Origin of the sequence: Marinobacter sp. MIT932201, from assembly GCF_047123295.1 — a bacterium.
In the GTDB taxonomy this organism is placed as follows: domain Bacteria; phylum Pseudomonadota; class Gammaproteobacteria; order Pseudomonadales; family Oleiphilaceae; genus Marinobacter; species Marinobacter salsuginis.
Genome location: NZ_CP138917.1, coordinates 1,866,269 through 1,882,572 on the forward strand (window position 1 = coordinate 1,866,269; position 16,304 = coordinate 1,882,572).

Consider the following 16,304-nt stretch of genomic DNA (forward strand, 5'->3'; position numbering starts at 1 on the left):
CGCGTCATAAATCTGCCCTGAGTGTCAGGCCGGCAATGGTTCGGCTGTAGTCGGTGGAGTCCTCGTTGCCCTGATAAATGCCATGCGACACAGAAGGCTCAAGGCTGAAAGTCCCGTTCAGGCCGATTCTCCAACTGGCCTCGAAAACATTGGCCTGCTCAGCCCGACGACTGGCGGACGTATCGATAAAATCCCCGGTGAAAGGATTGTCGAAGAGCGAGTCAGACGAGGAAACCACCGGTTGGTCGTATTCCCGTGTTTCATATCGCCAGCCAAGACGGATCCGATTATCCTCTCCTCCCAGCAAAAAGCGGTTGAGCAACGTCGCACGCACTCGCCAGAGGTCATTGTCGAAGAATTCCGCTTCGGCATCCTCCTTGTCGTAGTCTACGCCGATTACGAAATGACTCCTGGCGTTATCAAAGAAGAAAAACGAATCGAGGCTTGCGCCCCGGATGTTCGAATCGCGCGCCTCGCTCTCCTCGTAGTCCTTACGCTTTTCCTGCAGGCTCGCAAGCAGGTAAACATCGTCACCAATGAGGCTGCCGAGATAGGCGCTTGCCCTGTGGAAATCGAGAAAGGGCTCGGAGCCCAAAACCGAGTGGGAATAATGGTAGCTCGTACCAATGGTTACCGGATCAAAATCGTAACTCAGATCGGCGGAGAGTAAGTGAATGTCCTGGTCGAATTGATCAAGCTCCCGATATCGACTGCCAGAGAGGGAATATCCGAGGGTAAGGTTCAGTCGCTCGGCAGGCTTCAGCACCCCTTCCAGGCCGGCGTCAAAAACCCAGGCCTGATCACTCTGGTCCGATGAGGCGTTCAGGTCGTCCACTGAGACATTGCTGTCGTGCTCAACGCCGGCTGACAGGTGTCCGTTTAAACTAGCTTGTTCGGCGGCGTCCGCAAAACACATAGAGGCCGAGAGACCCAAGGCGGTAACGCCGTACTGTAGAGATCGCGTGAAGTTCATGAGCGTGTTTCTCCTCAGCTGAAAAAAGAGCCGGGCCAAAAGAGGCCCGGCGATTCAGATTTGGCTATCGGTTCAGAGCAGGCCGCCGCTGGCGGAACCTTTTATAGTGCTCTTTACAGAGTTCTGAACCTGGCTTCTAACGCTATCGGACACCGACGTACCGATTTGTTGCTGAGTTTCAGCGCGGATTTCAGCATTGCGAGCCTTGTTCATCTCGCCTTTTGCCTCGTCTGCCTGTTCATTGGCTTCATTCCGGGCGGCATTTGCCGTTGCAGAGGCGGTGCCTCGAACCTGTTGGCCGGCCTCAAAACCTGCGCTGACAGCTCGATTGGCGTTCTGGCGAGCTTCGTCTCTAACCGCCTTGCCATTTACGCTGCCTTGCGCGTTGGCCGATGCGCCACCTTGCGCGGAAACGCCGTTCTGGCTGCTGGCTTGGGCCGACATGTTGGCATCAGCCTGTGCGTTTGCAGCGGCAGCGCCTTCGGCTGCATAGGCGCCGGTGGAAAGAAGTGAGCAGATTGCGAGTGTCAGTACGTGTTTTTTCATGGTTACGTCCTCCTGTTTTACCCTTTTGGGTGGCTTTCATGAGGAGGACGTACCAGCAACGGATTTATTCCAGAAAAATTCAGAACTTCCTAGAAACCTGCTTTGGCAGCCCGTGCGACGTGCAGTTTCTTGTAGCTCTCGATCAACCGCTGGTGCTTTTCCAATCCTTCCAGCTGCATGTTGGTTGGTTCAAGACCATGGAAACGGACTGTGCCGTCTATTGAGCCAACAACGGCTTCCATGGTTTTCTCGCCGAACATGCGAGTGAAGTTGGTGATGTAGTCGTCCATCTCCATTTCGTCATCCAGGGTGACCTCCAACGCTGCGTACATCGCCCGGTAGAAGAGGCCTCGCTCTACGGTGTTGTCGTTGAACTGAAGGAACATGTCGACGAACTCCAGCGCTTCTTCATGCCACCGGAGGGCAAGGCAGATCAGGATCTTCAGCTCAAGGATGGTGAGCTGACCCCAGACGGTGTTTTCGTCAAACTCCACGCCAATCAGGGTGATGATGGTCATGTAGTTGTCCAACTGGCTGGCTTCCAGTCGCTCCACCAGATCGGCCAGTTGCTCCTCGTCCAGACGGTGCAGGTTGAGGATGTCTTCCCGGTAGTCCAGAGCCATGTTGGTGTTGTCCATGATCAGGTCTTCCACCGGGTATACCTCTGAATATCCGGGAACCAGAATCCGGCACACCGGCGCGCCCAGTTCCTCATAAACCGCGACATACACTTCCTTGCCCAGGTCCCGGAGGATACCGAACAGACACTCCGCTTCCTCCGCGTTGGTGCCGGAGAAATCCCACTCGACAAACTCATAGTCGGATTTCGCGCTGAAGAAGCGCCAGGACACAACGCCGGTGGAGTCGATGAAGTGCTCCACAAAGTTGTTCGGTTCGGTGACGGCCAGGCTGTTGAAGGTCGGCGGCGGCATGTCGTTGAGACCCTCGAAGCTGCGCCCCTGCAGAAGCTCAGTGAGGCTTCGCTCAAGAGCCACTTCAAAGTTCGGGTGCGCGCCAAAGGATGCAAACACGCCGCCGGTGCGCGGGTTCATGAGCGTCACGCACATCACCGGGAACTGGCCGCCCAGGGAAGCATCTTTGACCAGGGTCGGGAAGCCCTGGGCCTCCAGCGCTTCAATGCCTTCCAGGATGTCGGGGTATTTTTCAAGAACCTCCCGGGGTACGTCCGGCAGGGCGATTTCCTCTTCGATGATCTGCTTTTTGACGGCGCGCTCAAAGATTTCCGACAGGCACTGAACCTGCGCTTCGTTCAGCGTATTGCCGGCACTCATGCCGTTGCTGAGAAACAGGTTTTCGATCAGGTTGGACGGGAAATACACCGTCTCGCCGTCGGATTTTCGCACGTAGGGCAGGGAGACAATGCCCCGGTCCGCTCTGCCAGAGTTGGTGTCGATCAGATTGGAGCCACGAAGCTCGCCGTCCGGGTTGTAGATGGCCAGACAGTGGTCATCCAGGATGCCGTCGGGCAGTTCGTCGTTCGGCCCGGGCTTGAACCACTTTTCGTTCGGGTAATGGACGAACTCGCTGTTGGCGATTTCCTCACCAAAGAACTGGTCGTTGTAAAAGAAGTTGCAGCTGAGCCGCTCGATGAACTCGCCCAGGGCAGAGCAAAGGGCGCTTTCCTTGGTGGCACCCTTGCCATTGGTAAAGCACATCGGTGAGGCCGCATCGCGAATGTGCAGCGACCAGACGTGCGGCACGATGTTCCGCCAGGACGCGATCTCGATCTTCATGCCCAGCTCCTCGAGGATGCCGGTCATGTTGGCGATGGTTTGCTCCAGGGGCAGGTCCTTGCCTTCGATAAAGGTCTGGCTGCCGCCTTCCGGCTGAGTCATCAGCAGTGCCTGGGCGTCGGCGTCCAGGTTCTCGACAGTTTCAATCTCGAAGGTGGGGCCGGTCTGGACTACTTTTTTCACGGTGCAGCGATCGATCGAGCGCAGAATGCCCTGCCGGTCTTTTTCAGAGATGTCCTCTGGCAGCTCCACGGAAATCTTGAAGATCTGGTTGTAGCGGTTTTCCGGATCAACGATGTTGTTCTGGGACAGGCGGATATTTTCGGTGGGAATGTCCCGGGCGAGACAGTAAACCCGAACGAAGTACGCCGCACAGAGTGCCGACGAGGCCAGGAAGTAATCGAACGGGCTGGGCGCCGAGCCGTCGCCCTTGTAGCGAATGGGCTGGTCCGTTACGACCGTGAAATCGTCAAACTTGGCTTCAAGTCTGAGGTTCTCGAGAAAGTTGACGTTGATTTCCATTACACAGAGTCCTGGATCGGAGAATTTGGCGCGCCATGGCTTTTAATGGCGGCCATTATCCAGTTTTTGCCCGCGTTCGTCTTGGTCGGTCTTCTACGGATAGGCGCAAAATCAGGATCGCAAGACCCGCCGCACAAGCACCGGACCCAGCAATTCAAAGATGATCGTGGAGGCGACAACCACCGGCAGTATGGTATCGCGTAGTTCCGGGAAGCGCTCTGCCGCCAGGAGTGCCATGCCAATAGCCACGCCCGCTTGTGGCGTTAGCGCAAGACCAATACTGCCGGGGAGCTTTTTGCCCCGGGCGGGTGCCACCCGGGTTGAGAGGTAGCCACCCAGAACGCGACCGGCCACACGAAGCGCAATGTAGGAAACAGTCAGAACGATCGCATCTGTTGCCTGGTAAAGATTGACGCTCGCCCCGGAGAGAACGAAGAAAAACACCAGGAACGGCCATTCAATGTGCTCGATTTCCCGGAATGACCGGGTGTGGTGATGTGACAGGTTGGCAACCAGGCTCCCGGCAACCATTGAGGCGAGCAGAGCCGATACTCCCATCGACGATGAGAACCCGGCGAGAAGCAGGATCAGCGCGATGGCCTCAACCTGCGTGGGTTCGCCGGGTCTTAAACGACCTGTAAGCCAGACCGCCGGCAAGCCGATCGCGGCGCCCAGCAGAACAGCACCCCCCAGTTCCCATAGTGCATGCAGCAAGGCCAGCTCTGCTTCGCTACCGATCACCCAGCCGAGCGTTGCCATACTGAGCCCGAAGACAACGATGCCCCAGGCATCATCAATGGCAACGATACCTAGCAGCACCTTTGGCAATAGCCCTGCTTTCCGGTTTTCCTTTACAGATTCGCTGACGGCCGCGGGGTCGGTCGCCACTGATATGGCCGCCAGGCTTACCGCCACAACAAGTGGGTATCCCAATGCGAGCAAACCCGCGCCCACCAGCAGGCCCCCACCGACAATCACGAAAAGTGACACAACCAGAATAAGTGGCCCCGTTCTTCGAAGCCGGCTCACCTTTAATTCGCTGCCCAGAAGGAAAGCGACCATCACCAGAGCCAGTTGGATCAGGGGTTCAGTCAACCCTCCGAGCAAGTCGCCGTCTCGCTGGCCGAGCCACACCTGATGAATGACCGCAATAACAATGCCCACCAACATCAGGATCGAGATGCGCGGCACTCTGGTGCGACGGGCGATCGTGTCTGCAAAAATGCTGGCGGTCAGAATCACGCCAAGCAGGATAATGTTCACGGTTGCCTGCGAGGTTTGGATTGGCAGCCACTCGGGGAGTCGTTCGATCATCTGCGCCGTGGGATCCTTCTCGTTATGCTTGGACGTTCCGGGATGAAGAGCACATTACGGGATTTTTCAGTCGGTTACTTCGCCTCCGCGAGCGCCAGCTCCACAGCCTGGGCGGCATGGATGCCAGTGGTATCGTACAGAGGCACAGGGGTATCGTCCTGTCTGATCAGCAGGCCAATTTCAGTGCATCCTAGAATCACGGCTTCGGCGCCGCGTTCTGCCAGCGAGTCGACAACCTCAAGGTAGGCACGGCGGGAGTCGGCCACAATCTGTCCCAGACACAACTCCTCGTAGATTACCCGGTGAATCAGGTGCCTCTGGGGTTCATCGGGGATGACCACGTCAATACCTGCGTTTTCGAGGCGTTCCCGGTAAAACGCCTGCTCCATGGTAAACCGGGTGCCCAGCAAGCCAACGCGACTGATGCCATCCCGGGAAAGAATCTTTGCCGTGGCATCCGCGATGTGTAGCAAGGGAATGCGGAGCACCTGTTCAATCTCCGGCGCCACTTTATGCATGGTGTTGGTCCCGATCATCAGGAAATCGGCACCTGCCTTCTCAAGCGATAACGCGGCATCCGAGAGGATTCGGGCAGTGGCTCCCCAGTCTCCCTTGTGCTGAAGCGCTTCAATGTCGGCGAAATCGACGCTGTAGAGCACTATTTTCGCGGAATGCAGGCCGCCCAGCCGAGTCTTCACGCCTTCATTGAGCAGGCGGTAATAGGTCTGCGTGGATTCCCAGCTCATGCCGCCGAGAAGACCAATGGTTTTCATGATTAATCTCCGTATTATCCGCTGACCGTCACAATGATCAGTGCCATGGCATAGACCGAAAGCATCAGGGCGCTTTCAAACCCGATCTTGCCAATTCCGTAGCGTTGGCGCCGGACCATCCCCATCAGCAGTGTGGCTGTCATCAGAATGCTTACCAGCCCCCAGGTCATTTGTATCGGGGTAATGTCGTGATAGATGGAACCGCCAGGGTAGCCCACATCGGCTGACGCGATCACCAGCATGTTAAAACAGTTGGTGCCGAAAATGTTGCTCACTGCCAGCGTCAGCGCGTTTCTGCGGATAGCGGCAATCGTGGTGACCAGCTCGGGTGAGGACGTAGCCAGCGCGGTAAACAGGCCGCCAATCAGGGTATCAGACAGGCCCGTTTCGTCACTGATCACTTTGGCCCCTTCCATCAGTATCCATCCGGCGACGCCTGTAATGGCTGCCAGAATGATGAAAGTAACCCAGGCCTGGGCAAGGCCACCGCGAAGGTAATGGCCAGGCTTGTCGGGAACGGTCTGGCGGGTCAGTCGGGGAAACCACATGGGTTTACTGTCTGTTTTGCGAACCAGGTGAAGCCCGAACAGATACGCTGCCGTAATCACGGGTGTGATTGGGTGTATTCCCCAGAGGGATAACGGTGGGCTGGCAATGGCCAGTAACGGCAAAGCCAGCAAAACAATCAACAACGCAGCGAGCATCAGATTGGTTGAGGATGCGGCCGCGTGCTCCAGGTTCGCTTTGCGGTACATGATGTCGGCGATGCCCAGAAACACCAGATTCGCCGCCATACTGCCCATCACATTGCTCATGGCAAGATCCGGCCTTGAATCCATGGCCGCGCTGAGAGTGGCGGCGAAGTCGGGCAGTGATGTCACGCCCGCCAGCAAAAAGATGCCGAACAATGCCTCTCCCAGACCCGTGCGATCAGCCAGTTCATCGGCTACCCGCGCGAGTCGGCTGCCGGCTGTCACAATAACAACGGATGCGATGGCAAAAGCGATGATGCCGGTAGTCAGTGATGGAAACACTCAAGGCTCCAGCCTGTTGTGATTGGTTGGGTTGCTCAAGGTAACTATAGCGGTTGGGGAATGGCCAGAGGGATTATCGGCGCCCAGAAAGAAATTCGGGCTTCTATAATAGAGTCAGAAAAAACAGGTACCAGGTTCAGAACACACGGGAGCGATGCATGAGCAATGTTATGGAATCTGTTGAACAGATCTGTGATTCAGCCGATGCGCCGTGCAGCGCTATTGAGACGATCTTGAGCCCCAGGGTAGCCGATCTGGGAGGTTTTTCTGTCCGCCGTCTGTTGCCAACCGCAAAGCGAAAAATGGTCGGGCCCTGGATATTTTTTGATGAAATGGGACCGGCGGACTTCCCGGCGGGCCAGGGCATCAACGTGTTGCCTCATCCGCACATCGGCCTCGCCACGGTAACCTATCTGTCCGAGGGTGAGATACTGCATCGGGACTCGGTGGGGAGCTGCCAGCCCATCCGGCCCGGAGATATCAACCTAATGGTGGCGGGCAGCGGTATCGCCCATTCCGAGCGGGAGCGCCCCGAGATCACGGCCACGGACCACCGCTTGCACGGTCTCCAGCTTTGGCTGGCTTTACCGGAAACCGACGAGGAAACAGCGCCAGCGTTCCACCATTATTCCAACGATGATATCCCTTCATTGGAAATCGATGGCGTGCCGGTGCGAGTTATGATCGGCAGTGCTTATGGCGTAACGTCGCCCGTGCCCCAGTTCTGCAAAACCCTGTATCTGGAAGCCACCCTCGAAGCCGGCCAGACTCTGACATTACCCGAGGCGCCTGAGCGGGCGGTTTACATAGCGAGTGGGGCCCTCCAAGCCCATGGCTCCGAACTTCCTACCCATAGCATGACGGTCTTTTCGAGTGAGCCCGGTGTTGCCATCACCGCCACGGAGGATGCCCGTATTGCCATCATTGGCGGCGAGCCGTTGGGAAAGCGGTTTATTGAGTGGAACTTTGTCTCGTCCAGCAAAGCCCGCATTGACCAGGCAAGGGAAGACTGGCGAGCCGGTCGTTTTGAAAAAGTGGTGGGTGATGAGGAAGAGTTCATTCCTTACTAGCAGGCTATCTGGACACGTATCCTGGAGTCTCATGGCTTGGCTAAAGGGAAAAATCCCACGGCATTGCGTGAGTTGTACGAGAAGGCCAAAAAGAAGAAGAAAAAGAAGAGTTGATCGCCACAGCAAAGTTCAGGCTGCGGCGATCAGAGATGTCAGGTTGACGTATCAGAAACGATACTTGGCGTTGGCATTCACAGTGCGCCGCTCGCCGTAGCCGCAGTCTGCGCCCTCAGAGCGGCACCAAGTGATGTACTCTTCATCGGCCAGGTTCTTGGCGTCTATAGTGAAATCCCAATTTTGCCAGGTATAACCAATCATGGCGTCGTAGAGGGTAACGGAGGGAACAACGGGCCCGCCGCCTGAGCCAACGTTGTCACCCACATAGCGAACCCCGGCTCCGAACCGCCAATTGCTGGCGATGTAGAGCTGGTTCCACCAGGAGGCTTGACGCTCAGCTACATAGGGCAGGCGGTTGCCGGAGGCGTCGTCCCTTGCGTTCATATCGGTGTAGGCCAGTTGGGTCTCGAAACGCTGCCACCGCTTGTTCACCTGCAGCTCCCAGCCGTCGATCACAGCGCCGGTCTGCTCGACACCGCCGGGGGTGCTGCCGTCGCTGACCCGGTTCTCCTGAGTGATGTCGAAGTACGCAGCGGTGATGCCGAGGGACTGGTCCGGGGAAACGTACTTCACACCCGCTTCCTGCTGATCGCCAGTGGTCGGCTTAAGGGTATTCCCCGCGGCCGTGCCGTCGGTGCCCAGATTCAGGCTGAAGGCTTCTGCGTAGCTGATATAAGGAGAAATTCCGTTTTCAAACCGGTACATCAAACCTGCGCGACCGGTGGTAGCCTCTTCATCACTGACGGTGTCTGATCCGGAGACGGCCAATCGGCGATTCTCGGCCCAATCGTGGCGGAGGCCGGCGGATACAACGACGGGCCCGATCTCGATGTGGTCGGCGACATAAAGACCGATTTGTTCAATCTCGTTGTCCGGCCGGTCTGAGGGGTTGATAACACCGTCGTTCAGGTTGCCATACTGCGGATCATACACATCGAAGGTGCCTCCAAGGCCGTAGCCGTAGAAGTAGTTGTCCTGTTCCCACAGGGCATCCTGGCGGTCGGCACCGATGATCAGGCGATGGCGGGTCATGCCGAGCTCAACGTCGCCTTCCAGGCGAGCATCCATGTTGAAAATTTGGGTTTCGGCGTCTGCAGTATAAATGGTGCGTGGCACCTCGCCATTGGCATCTGGAATGCTGGGAATAGTGATCCAGTGTTCGCGATTCTCGGTGCTGGAACGGGTGTAACGTGCCTTGGCAGACACCGCCCAGTTGGAGTTCAGCTGATGATCAACAAACAGGGTAGCTTCGGTTTTCTCGCGGTCATAGCGATCCCAGCCTGGCTCCCCAACGAACCGCTCTGAACCGATAAAGCCCTGCGAGCCGGGTTCCAGGGTCCCGGCCTGCGGCAGGAACTGGGCGGATACCTGGCCTTCGTTCTCCTGACGGTTCAGCAGCAGAGTAACGCTCGTGTCATCGCTGGCCCGCCAGGTCAGGGAAGGGGCGAGTACGTAGCCATCGTCTTCCACATAATCGACCTGGGTGTCGCTGTCCCGCCCAAGTGCGATGAGTCGGTACAGCAAATCACCGCTTTCGTTGACCGGGCCGGTCACGTCCACTGCCAGTTGCTTGCGATTGAAGGTACCGTACTGGGCCCAGATTTCACCGGCCTGTTCATCTTCCGGGAGCTTGGATACCCCGTTGATGATGCCGCCGAGATCGCTCTGGCCATAGAGCATGGACGACGGGCCTTTGAGCACTTCGATGCTCTCCAGGGCGTAAACATTGGTGCGGACGGTGTTGTAGGAACCGTAGATCTGGCGCAGGCCATCGAGATAGCGGCCAGCGTCGACCCCGCGTACCTTTGCGGAATCGATTCGGGTATCAAAGCCAAAGTTGCCTGCATTTACGCCGGGTGTATAAAGCAGGGCATCCTGAATGTTCTTGGCCCCGGAATCTTCGATGAATCCGCGATCAACGATGGAGACCGAATAGGGTTGCTCTTCTACGGGAACATTGAGCTTGCCAACGGCTGGTGTCTTCTCCAGGGGCATGTAGTCGGGAGCAGTAATGGCGTCGGATACCACATCGAGGGCCTCGAGTGTGGTGGTTTCATCGGCCTGGGATTGTGCATTGGCCAGGGAACTGGCGCCGAGCAGGGAAGCGAACGCGACGAAACTGCAGCGCCGGGAGCTTGGGGCTTTCATGGGTGTTTACGCCTCTGTTATTAATGCGGAGGCGAATGATAACAATTATTATTAAAGTTACAAGAACTGGTGTCTTTTTGCTTGCCCGGTTCAGTCCACAGTAAACGACAGAATTCTTGAGATATGGCTGTATGGCAGGCCGCTCTCTTCGTGCCAGCGGTTAAAGGCCTCCTGCGCCTGCATGAGCCCCTTCTTGCTGGTAGGCGAGGCATCCAGCACTTCCTCGCGGTGCAGCGCAGCAATCACATCGCGGGAAAGAATAAAGCCGTCCCAGCCCACGCGGCGCAGAAAATACTGGGCGCTGTTGCCGCCAAGCCGGGCTCCGTTGCGTTTTAGCCAGATAAGCAGGCCTGCCTGGTCACTACGTGGCCAATTGGCCAGAAACTTGCCGAAGCTGCCGTGTTCCCGGGCGGTATCCACAATCATCCGGGCATTTTCGGGCACGGTCTGAATTTTCTGGGCGTTTCGTACTATCCGCTCATCGCTGGCCAACTGTTCAAGTACCTCGGGAGAAACCTGTTGCCAGTAAAGGGGAACGAACCCCTCGAACGCTTCCTCAAACTTCGGCCATTTGTTTTCGATCACCCGCCAGACGAAACCTGCCTTGAAGATGCACCGGGTGATTTCCGACAGGTATCGGTCGTCACCCAGAGCTTCCAGTTCGCCGGGTTGGGCCACCTTGGGCAGCCGTGCGCGAACTTCGCTCTCGCCGCCTTTTTGAAGAACGGCTTGTTCGTAGATGCGGGAAAAGGGCATATCGGTCTCTGAATCAGTCCAGTCTGTTGACGGATTTTCTCTGGCCAATGTGTGCAAGACCATTGATCAGGGTTCCGAGCAATCCGAGTGCGGGACGCACGAACAATCGGAATACCCAGCTGCCGATGTACAACACGGGCAACATCAGCAGCAGCCATCCGAGAAATTGCACCAGCTTTGTTGGGTAACCCAGTATTTCGGAAACCTCGGCCAGAAGGTCATTGATAATACTCGGGTTCGTGACCACCAGGTAACCCACGCCAACCACGGCGGGCCATTTTGCGTAGCGGGCGGTTGCCATCAACATGCGGCCGCTGTTGGCAAGTCGTGCGCCAAGCGCCGCAGTCCGGGTACCCGAGGCTGCGCTTCTTGAAGAAACCGCAACCGCCCGTCCCGCCCGCAGCACTTTCAGTGCACTGGCAAATACCAGCACATCCACCGACGCCCAGCCAACGTCAGCGGCGGACACGTCTTCACCTGTGCGGTACTGAATCTCCAGGTTACGAATGCCGCTGGCGAAAAACTGGTTGATATTCTCCAGCACCCGTTCTGTTCGAACCCAGATGATGTCGCCCTGATCGTTCAGCACGAACTGACCCAGAAAATCATGCCCCTCTTCCTGGATGAAGCGCACGGCATACCAACCGCGCTCTTCCCGGGTCAGTTTTTCCTTCACGGGACTTTTTTGCTGGCCGGGATTATCGGTGTCGGTTTTTTCGTCACTGGTAAAAAACTGCACAGCTGCCCGGTATCGAGCGGCCAAGTCGTTCATCAGCTCGATGGAGCCAATCGGGTTGCTCAAGAAATAGTGGATGGGCGGAAGGATGTTTTCGCCATAACGCCTTAGAATGTCGCGAAAATCCGGCTCCGGCCCATAAACCGGAAAGATCTCTCGGGTCATCTCCGGGTATCGTAAATAGGCCGCGCGGGCCTTCAGGAGAAGAAGCTCATCATCCGCCATATCCAGCAACGCGGCCTGCACTTCTAGAGGTTCCGATTCAATACGAGGGAACTCCGTGAGGGTATCCTCCGCCTGGATCTGGATCAGCCGTTCTTCAATCAGCATGGGGCGCGAACTGACAGTGGCTGTCAGTGCAATGACCGTTGCAAGCCCCAGTATCAGCAGAAGTTTTCTCATCATCGGTTGACCTGAATACTCACATGACCGATCTGGTTCCGGTAAGCATGCCTCATGGAAATCTCTGTGCAATTCAAATCAGGTTTTCACTGAAGCTAACCTGCAGCGGGAATGATTCCAAGGACAGTTTCACGAACTCTGCTTTTGTAGCCGGATCAACCAGCGACTAAGCTTTGAAGGTTAGCTCATATGTATACGACCGGAAATGCAGATCTTTCCCGGTTTCTCGTGGGTTGCTCTGCACTGTGGTCTGGCAGGAGAGGCGCGTGGCTGGAAAGCAGACGAAGCGTAGGTTTTTGATCAGAGAGGCGCGGGAAGACGATCTGCCCCAGATGGTTGGCTTCCTCGCCAAGTTGGCGCTGCATGTCTCGGGCGCTCCTCCCCACGATTTGAAAGAAAGTGAATACAAACGACTTCTGAGAACTCTGCATTCCTCTCTGGACGATCCCCACAGACGATTGATCGTGGCCGAAAGTAAAAGCGCGGGTCTGGTGGGCATGGGTTATGTTTATATCTGGAGAAGCCAGGGCATCTGGGAGCAGTCGGAACCGACAGAATTCAAGTCTGGTGTTATTGATGATATCTGGGTTGAACCGGAATTCCGGGGGCTTGGTATCCTGAAGGCATTGCTGCGCGACCTGGTGACGTTCGCGGAGGAACACCATGCCTCAGAGCTGATCCTCGAATACTCTGCGTCCAACAAGGAAGCCAAGGCCGCCTGGACCAAACTGGGGTTCAAACCGACCGGGGTGCGCGCGGCGGCATTCACGTCGGTGGTGAAGCAGGCGCTGGCGGAATGACAAGGACAAGAAAAGGAAACAGGCCATGATCGGCGATCGCACTGTAAATGTGTTTTACGATGAGATCATGCTCGGGCACAACCCTGAGGTGGATCTACCGTTTATGCCCAGCCGGGTGGAGAAGCGTGTGCGCTCCATTCTTCAGGGGCTGGACTTCAAGTGGAGCTATCCGGAGCACCCGGGCCGAATAAGCGCCATCAAGGAGTATCTTGACGAAAACCCGGTTGACGGCGTTCAGTTCAGGTCTGGCGCACCTGCCGCTACCTATGATCAACTGGCTCGGGTACATACAACATCCTACCTTGATCACATATTCTCATTGGACGGAAAACGGGCCTGGCTTGATAAAGACACAACGGCTGTATCGCCCGATAGCATCAAAGCGGCCACCGCTGCCGCAGGCAACGCCATTGCCGCTGTTGAAAGTGTGGTTAAAGGGGAATGTGAAAGCGCCTTCGCCCTGATTCGGCCCCCCGGCCACCATGCTGAACCGGTCCGGGCCCGGGGATTCTGCCTGCTCAACAACGTTGCCATAGCCGCGGCCCATGCCCAGGCCAAACTGGGTTGTGAAAAAATCCTGATCATTGACTGGGACGCCCACCACGGCAACGGCACCCAGGACATCTTCTGGGCCGACCCCGACGTGCTGTTTTTCGATACCCACTGCGCGGCGCCTTTTTATCCCGGCTCTGGCCACCTGGAAGAGATCGGTGATGGCCTCGGGGAAGGCTACACCATCAATGTTCCCCTGCCGGAAACCGCGGGCGACGTCGCTTTCGAGAAAGTGTTCCGGGAGATTCTGATGCCGGCGGCCGATTACTTTAAACCGGATCTGGTACTGGTCTCTGCGGGCTTTGATCCGCACCGAAACGACATGGCCCTGAACCTCACCTACGATGGCTTCAAAGTGCTCACTGGCATTGTCCAGGCTATTGCCGACAAACACTGCGATGGTCGCTTGGCGCTGGTCCTGGAAGGTGGTTACAGCCTGAGTTCGCTGTCCAGGGGTGTGCACGCCGTACTCGAAGTGCTGGCAGGAGGGGAGGTGCCGGAAGTTCATGAAATCGGCGTGCCAGAGGCCGAGGAAGCAGCCGAGTTCCATCGGTCTGCTTTCAGTGACGAAGACTGATTTTTTCAAAAGGGACAGACTTTCACCCCGCTGAAAATACTTTGTGTGCGGCTTCCGCAACAATTCCATGTCGCTGTGCCAGTTTCCACCGATCATCGTCGTAGCCGCCGCCAATGACCGTTGCCACTGGAATGCCCCGCCGTTTTAATTCAATGAGCACCTGAAAATCCCGCTCGAAAATTCCCTCCTCGGAAATACTCAGCCTGCCGAGGGGATCATCCCTGAAAACATCGACTCCTGCATCGTACAGCACGATGTCTGGACGGGATTGCACAAGCGCTTCCTGTAGCGTCTCGCTGACAACTTCCAGGTAGGGCTCATCCTCAAGGCCATCCGGCAGGGCGACATCGAGGTCACTTATTTTTTTCTCGAAAGGGTAGTTACGCTCACAGTGAATCGAGCAGGTAAAGGCATTTGGCTCATTGGCCAACAAGGCAGCGGTGCCATCACCCTGGTGTACATCCACATCGAAGATAAGCACACGATTAACGCCATCCTGCTGCAACAGCACATTGGCGGCGATCGCCAGATCGTTGAGGATGCAAAAGCCGGCAGCGTAATCGTAATGGGCATGATGAGTGCCACCGGCCAGATGACAGGCAATGCCATGCTGAAGGGCCAACTGGGCAGTCAAAACCGTGCCGGAAGGGGCCAGGAACGTGCGTCGAACGAGGCCCTTGCTCCAGGGCAGGTTCATCTGACGTTTCTCCCTTGCCGAGAGTTGATCGCCGGCGAACCGGGCAAGGTAATCCGGGCAGTGGGTCCGGGTCAGCCACGCCTGTCTACACGGGGCAGGGCGGAAGCCGTTGGCTTGAGTCAGAAGCCCCCGCTCGCGAGCGTAGTCAGCAAGAAGTCCGAACTTTTCCATAGGGAAACGGTGTTTGGCCGGAAACGGGAAGCTGTAGTCTGGATGGTGAACCACGGGTACGGGCATTGGATCGTCCGGGAGCGGTGTATTTACTGCGTCAGAACGTTATTCGGCGGGTACCGCTGCGATACCTGAATCGCACAGTGCTTGGATCTCCTTGCTGGAATACCCGCATTCTGCCAACAGTTCGGTGGTTTGCTCGCCCAGCCGTGGTGCCCCTTGCCACTGTTGCTCTGGTGTCGCCGAGAAGCGTGAAGGTGCCCGGGCCTGACGGAGCCGCCCAGCCTGTGGGTGATCATAGTTTGAGAGCAGGCCGTTCGCCTCGACCTGAGGATGGTCCAGCACTTGAGTTCGTGTTAACACCGGGGCGCAGGGCACTTGTTCGGCTTCCAGTTTCGCCAACCAGTGTTCGGCCGTATCGGTTTTTATAACCGACTGGATCAGCTCCAGCCTCGCATCAATATTCTCCTGGCGCAGCTTGGCTGTCATGAAGCGAGGATCCTCCGCCCACTCCGGGCGGTTCAGAGCACGAATGAGGGCTTGCCACTCCCGGTCGCTCTGAACCGCAATGGTGATGTAGCCCGTCGTGGTCTCGTAAATCAGGTCCTGAAGACTTGCTGCTTCCTGTTGTGGCACTTCGCTGTGAACGAAGGTCTGGCTGCCCATATCGGAGCTCCACAAAAACGCGATGATTGCGTCCAGCATGGATAACCGCACATGCTGAGCCTCGCCCGTGCGTTCCCGGGCGAACAGTGCCGCGGTGATGGCCTGGGCGGCGGTCACACCAGTGAGTTTGTCGGGAAGAATCGTTCTCACCAGTTGCGGGCGCAGCTCATCCGCGCCTGCCTGCACGGTGGCCATTCCCGAGAGGCCCTGAATCAGCGGGTCGTATACCGGTCGCTGGGAATACGGGCCGGTATCACCAAACCCACTGATCGATACCACGATGAGGTTCGGAGCCACCTTGCGCAGTTGCTCCTCACCAAGCCCCATCCTCTCTATGACTCCCGGTCGGAAGTTCTGCACAAAGACATCGGCCGTTGCCACCAGGCGAAGCAGTGCATCTCGGCCTTGCTGCTCTTTCAGATTTAATGCCAACGACTTCTTGTTACGGTTGTTGTTCAGATACAGCGCCGACACGTCCCCCTGCCGGTTGGCGGCGGAGCGAGTGAAGTCGCCGCCGGCCGGGTTTTCAACCTTGATGACCTCGGCTCCCTGATCCGCCAACATCATGGTAGCCAGCGGTCCGGAGATCATGGCGGTCAGATCGATAATGCGGATTCCGTCGAGCGGTCCGGTCATGGAAAAGAGCTCCTGTTTTGTTCTGAGGGCGCTCCCAGACGAGAGTGCACCACTCGGAAA

General features: G+C 57.0%; 14 protein-coding genes. 3 read left to right on the forward strand and 11 right to left on the reverse strand.

Features of this window, described 5'->3' with window-relative positions:
- Nucleotides 1-4: 4 nt before the first annotated feature.
- The 6 genes from SIC15_RS08385 to SIC15_RS08410 all read right to left on the reverse strand — a co-directional run bounded on the left by SIC15_RS08385 (nucleotide 5) and on the right by SIC15_RS08410 (nucleotide 6,916).
- On the reverse strand, nucleotides 5-973 hold the full coding sequence (locus SIC15_RS08385) for a surface lipoprotein assembly modifier (protein WP_412537441.1): 969 nt from the start codon (nucleotides 971-973) through the stop codon (nucleotides 5-7).
- 72 nt (nucleotides 974-1,045) lie between these two features.
- Nucleotides 1,046-1,519, reverse strand: coding sequence for a hypothetical protein (locus SIC15_RS08390; RefSeq protein WP_412537442.1), 474 nt, complete (start codon nucleotides 1,517-1,519; stop codon nucleotides 1,046-1,048).
- An 89-nt stretch (nucleotides 1,520-1,608) separates the two neighbouring features.
- Complete coding sequence (locus SIC15_RS08395) at nucleotides 1,609-3,795, reverse strand: OsmC domain/YcaO domain-containing protein (RefSeq protein WP_412537443.1); 2,187 nt, start codon at nucleotides 3,793-3,795, stop codon at nucleotides 1,609-1,611.
- A 111-nt stretch (nucleotides 3,796-3,906) separates the two neighbouring features.
- Nucleotides 3,907-5,109 carry a cation:proton antiporter gene (locus tag SIC15_RS08400; RefSeq protein WP_412537444.1) on the reverse strand — a complete coding sequence of 401 codons (1,203 nt, stop codon included), beginning with the start codon at nucleotides 5,107-5,109 and terminating at the stop codon, nucleotides 3,907-3,909.
- A gap of 74 nt (nucleotides 5,110-5,183) precedes the next feature.
- Complete coding sequence (locus tag SIC15_RS08405; RefSeq protein ID WP_412537445.1) at nucleotides 5,184-5,882, reverse strand: aspartate/glutamate racemase family protein; 699 nt, start codon at nucleotides 5,880-5,882, stop codon at nucleotides 5,184-5,186.
- 14 nt (nucleotides 5,883-5,896) lie between these two features.
- Nucleotides 5,897-6,916 carry a sodium:calcium antiporter gene (locus SIC15_RS08410; protein WP_412537446.1) on the reverse strand — a complete coding sequence of 340 codons (1,020 nt, stop codon included), beginning with the start codon at nucleotides 6,914-6,916 and terminating at the stop codon, nucleotides 5,897-5,899.
- Nucleotides 6,917-7,074: 158 nt separating this feature from the next.
- Between SIC15_RS08410 and SIC15_RS08415 the strand changes: the two genes are divergently transcribed.
- On the forward strand, nucleotides 7,075-7,986 hold the full coding sequence (locus SIC15_RS08415; protein WP_412537447.1) for a pirin family protein: 912 nt from the start codon (nucleotides 7,075-7,077) through the stop codon (nucleotides 7,984-7,986).
- 165 nt (nucleotides 7,987-8,151) lie between these two features.
- Here the strand turns inward: SIC15_RS08415 and SIC15_RS08420 are convergent, their stop codons facing one another.
- From SIC15_RS08420 to SIC15_RS08430, 3 genes are all read right to left on the reverse strand, one after another.
- A complete protein-coding gene (locus SIC15_RS08420) occupies nucleotides 8,152-10,251 on the reverse strand; it encodes a TonB-dependent siderophore receptor (protein WP_412537448.1) in 2,100 nt (699 codons plus the stop codon).
- Between the two features lie 90 nt (nucleotides 10,252-10,341).
- The gene (locus SIC15_RS08425) at nucleotides 10,342-11,007 is read right to left on the reverse strand and encodes a DNA-3-methyladenine glycosylase I (protein WP_136629713.1); all 666 of its coding nucleotides are present in this window, start codon (nucleotides 11,005-11,007) and stop codon (nucleotides 10,342-10,344) included.
- A gap of 13 nt (nucleotides 11,008-11,020) precedes the next feature.
- Nucleotides 11,021-12,148 carry a hypothetical protein gene (locus SIC15_RS08430; RefSeq protein WP_412537449.1) on the reverse strand — a complete coding sequence of 376 codons (1,128 nt, stop codon included), beginning with the start codon at nucleotides 12,146-12,148 and terminating at the stop codon, nucleotides 11,021-11,023.
- 263 nt (nucleotides 12,149-12,411) lie between these two features.
- On the opposite strand from SIC15_RS08430, the gene SIC15_RS08435 reads away from it, so the two are divergent.
- On the forward strand, nucleotides 12,412-12,945 hold the full coding sequence (locus SIC15_RS08435) for an N-acetyltransferase family protein (RefSeq protein ID WP_412537450.1): 534 nt from the start codon (nucleotides 12,412-12,414) through the stop codon (nucleotides 12,943-12,945).
- A 25-nt stretch (nucleotides 12,946-12,970) separates the two neighbouring features.
- Nucleotides 12,971-14,074 (forward strand): histone deacetylase, encoded by a 1,104-nt coding sequence (locus SIC15_RS08440; RefSeq protein ID WP_069184652.1) that lies wholly within the window; start codon nucleotides 12,971-12,973, stop codon nucleotides 14,072-14,074.
- A 22-nt stretch (nucleotides 14,075-14,096) separates the two neighbouring features.
- On the opposite strand, the gene SIC15_RS08445 is transcribed toward SIC15_RS08440, so the two are convergent.
- Together SIC15_RS08445 and SIC15_RS08450 are read right to left on the reverse strand one after the other, a co-directional pair.
- Complete coding sequence (locus SIC15_RS08445) at nucleotides 14,097-15,008, reverse strand: histone deacetylase (RefSeq protein ID WP_412537451.1); 912 nt, start codon at nucleotides 15,006-15,008, stop codon at nucleotides 14,097-14,099.
- 39 nt (nucleotides 15,009-15,047) lie between these two features.
- Nucleotides 15,048-16,244: a CaiB/BaiF CoA transferase family protein gene (locus tag SIC15_RS08450; protein WP_412537452.1), complete on the reverse strand. Its 1,197-nt coding sequence runs from the start codon at nucleotides 16,242-16,244 to the stop codon at nucleotides 15,048-15,050.
- Nucleotides 16,245-16,304 lie beyond the last annotated feature (60 nt).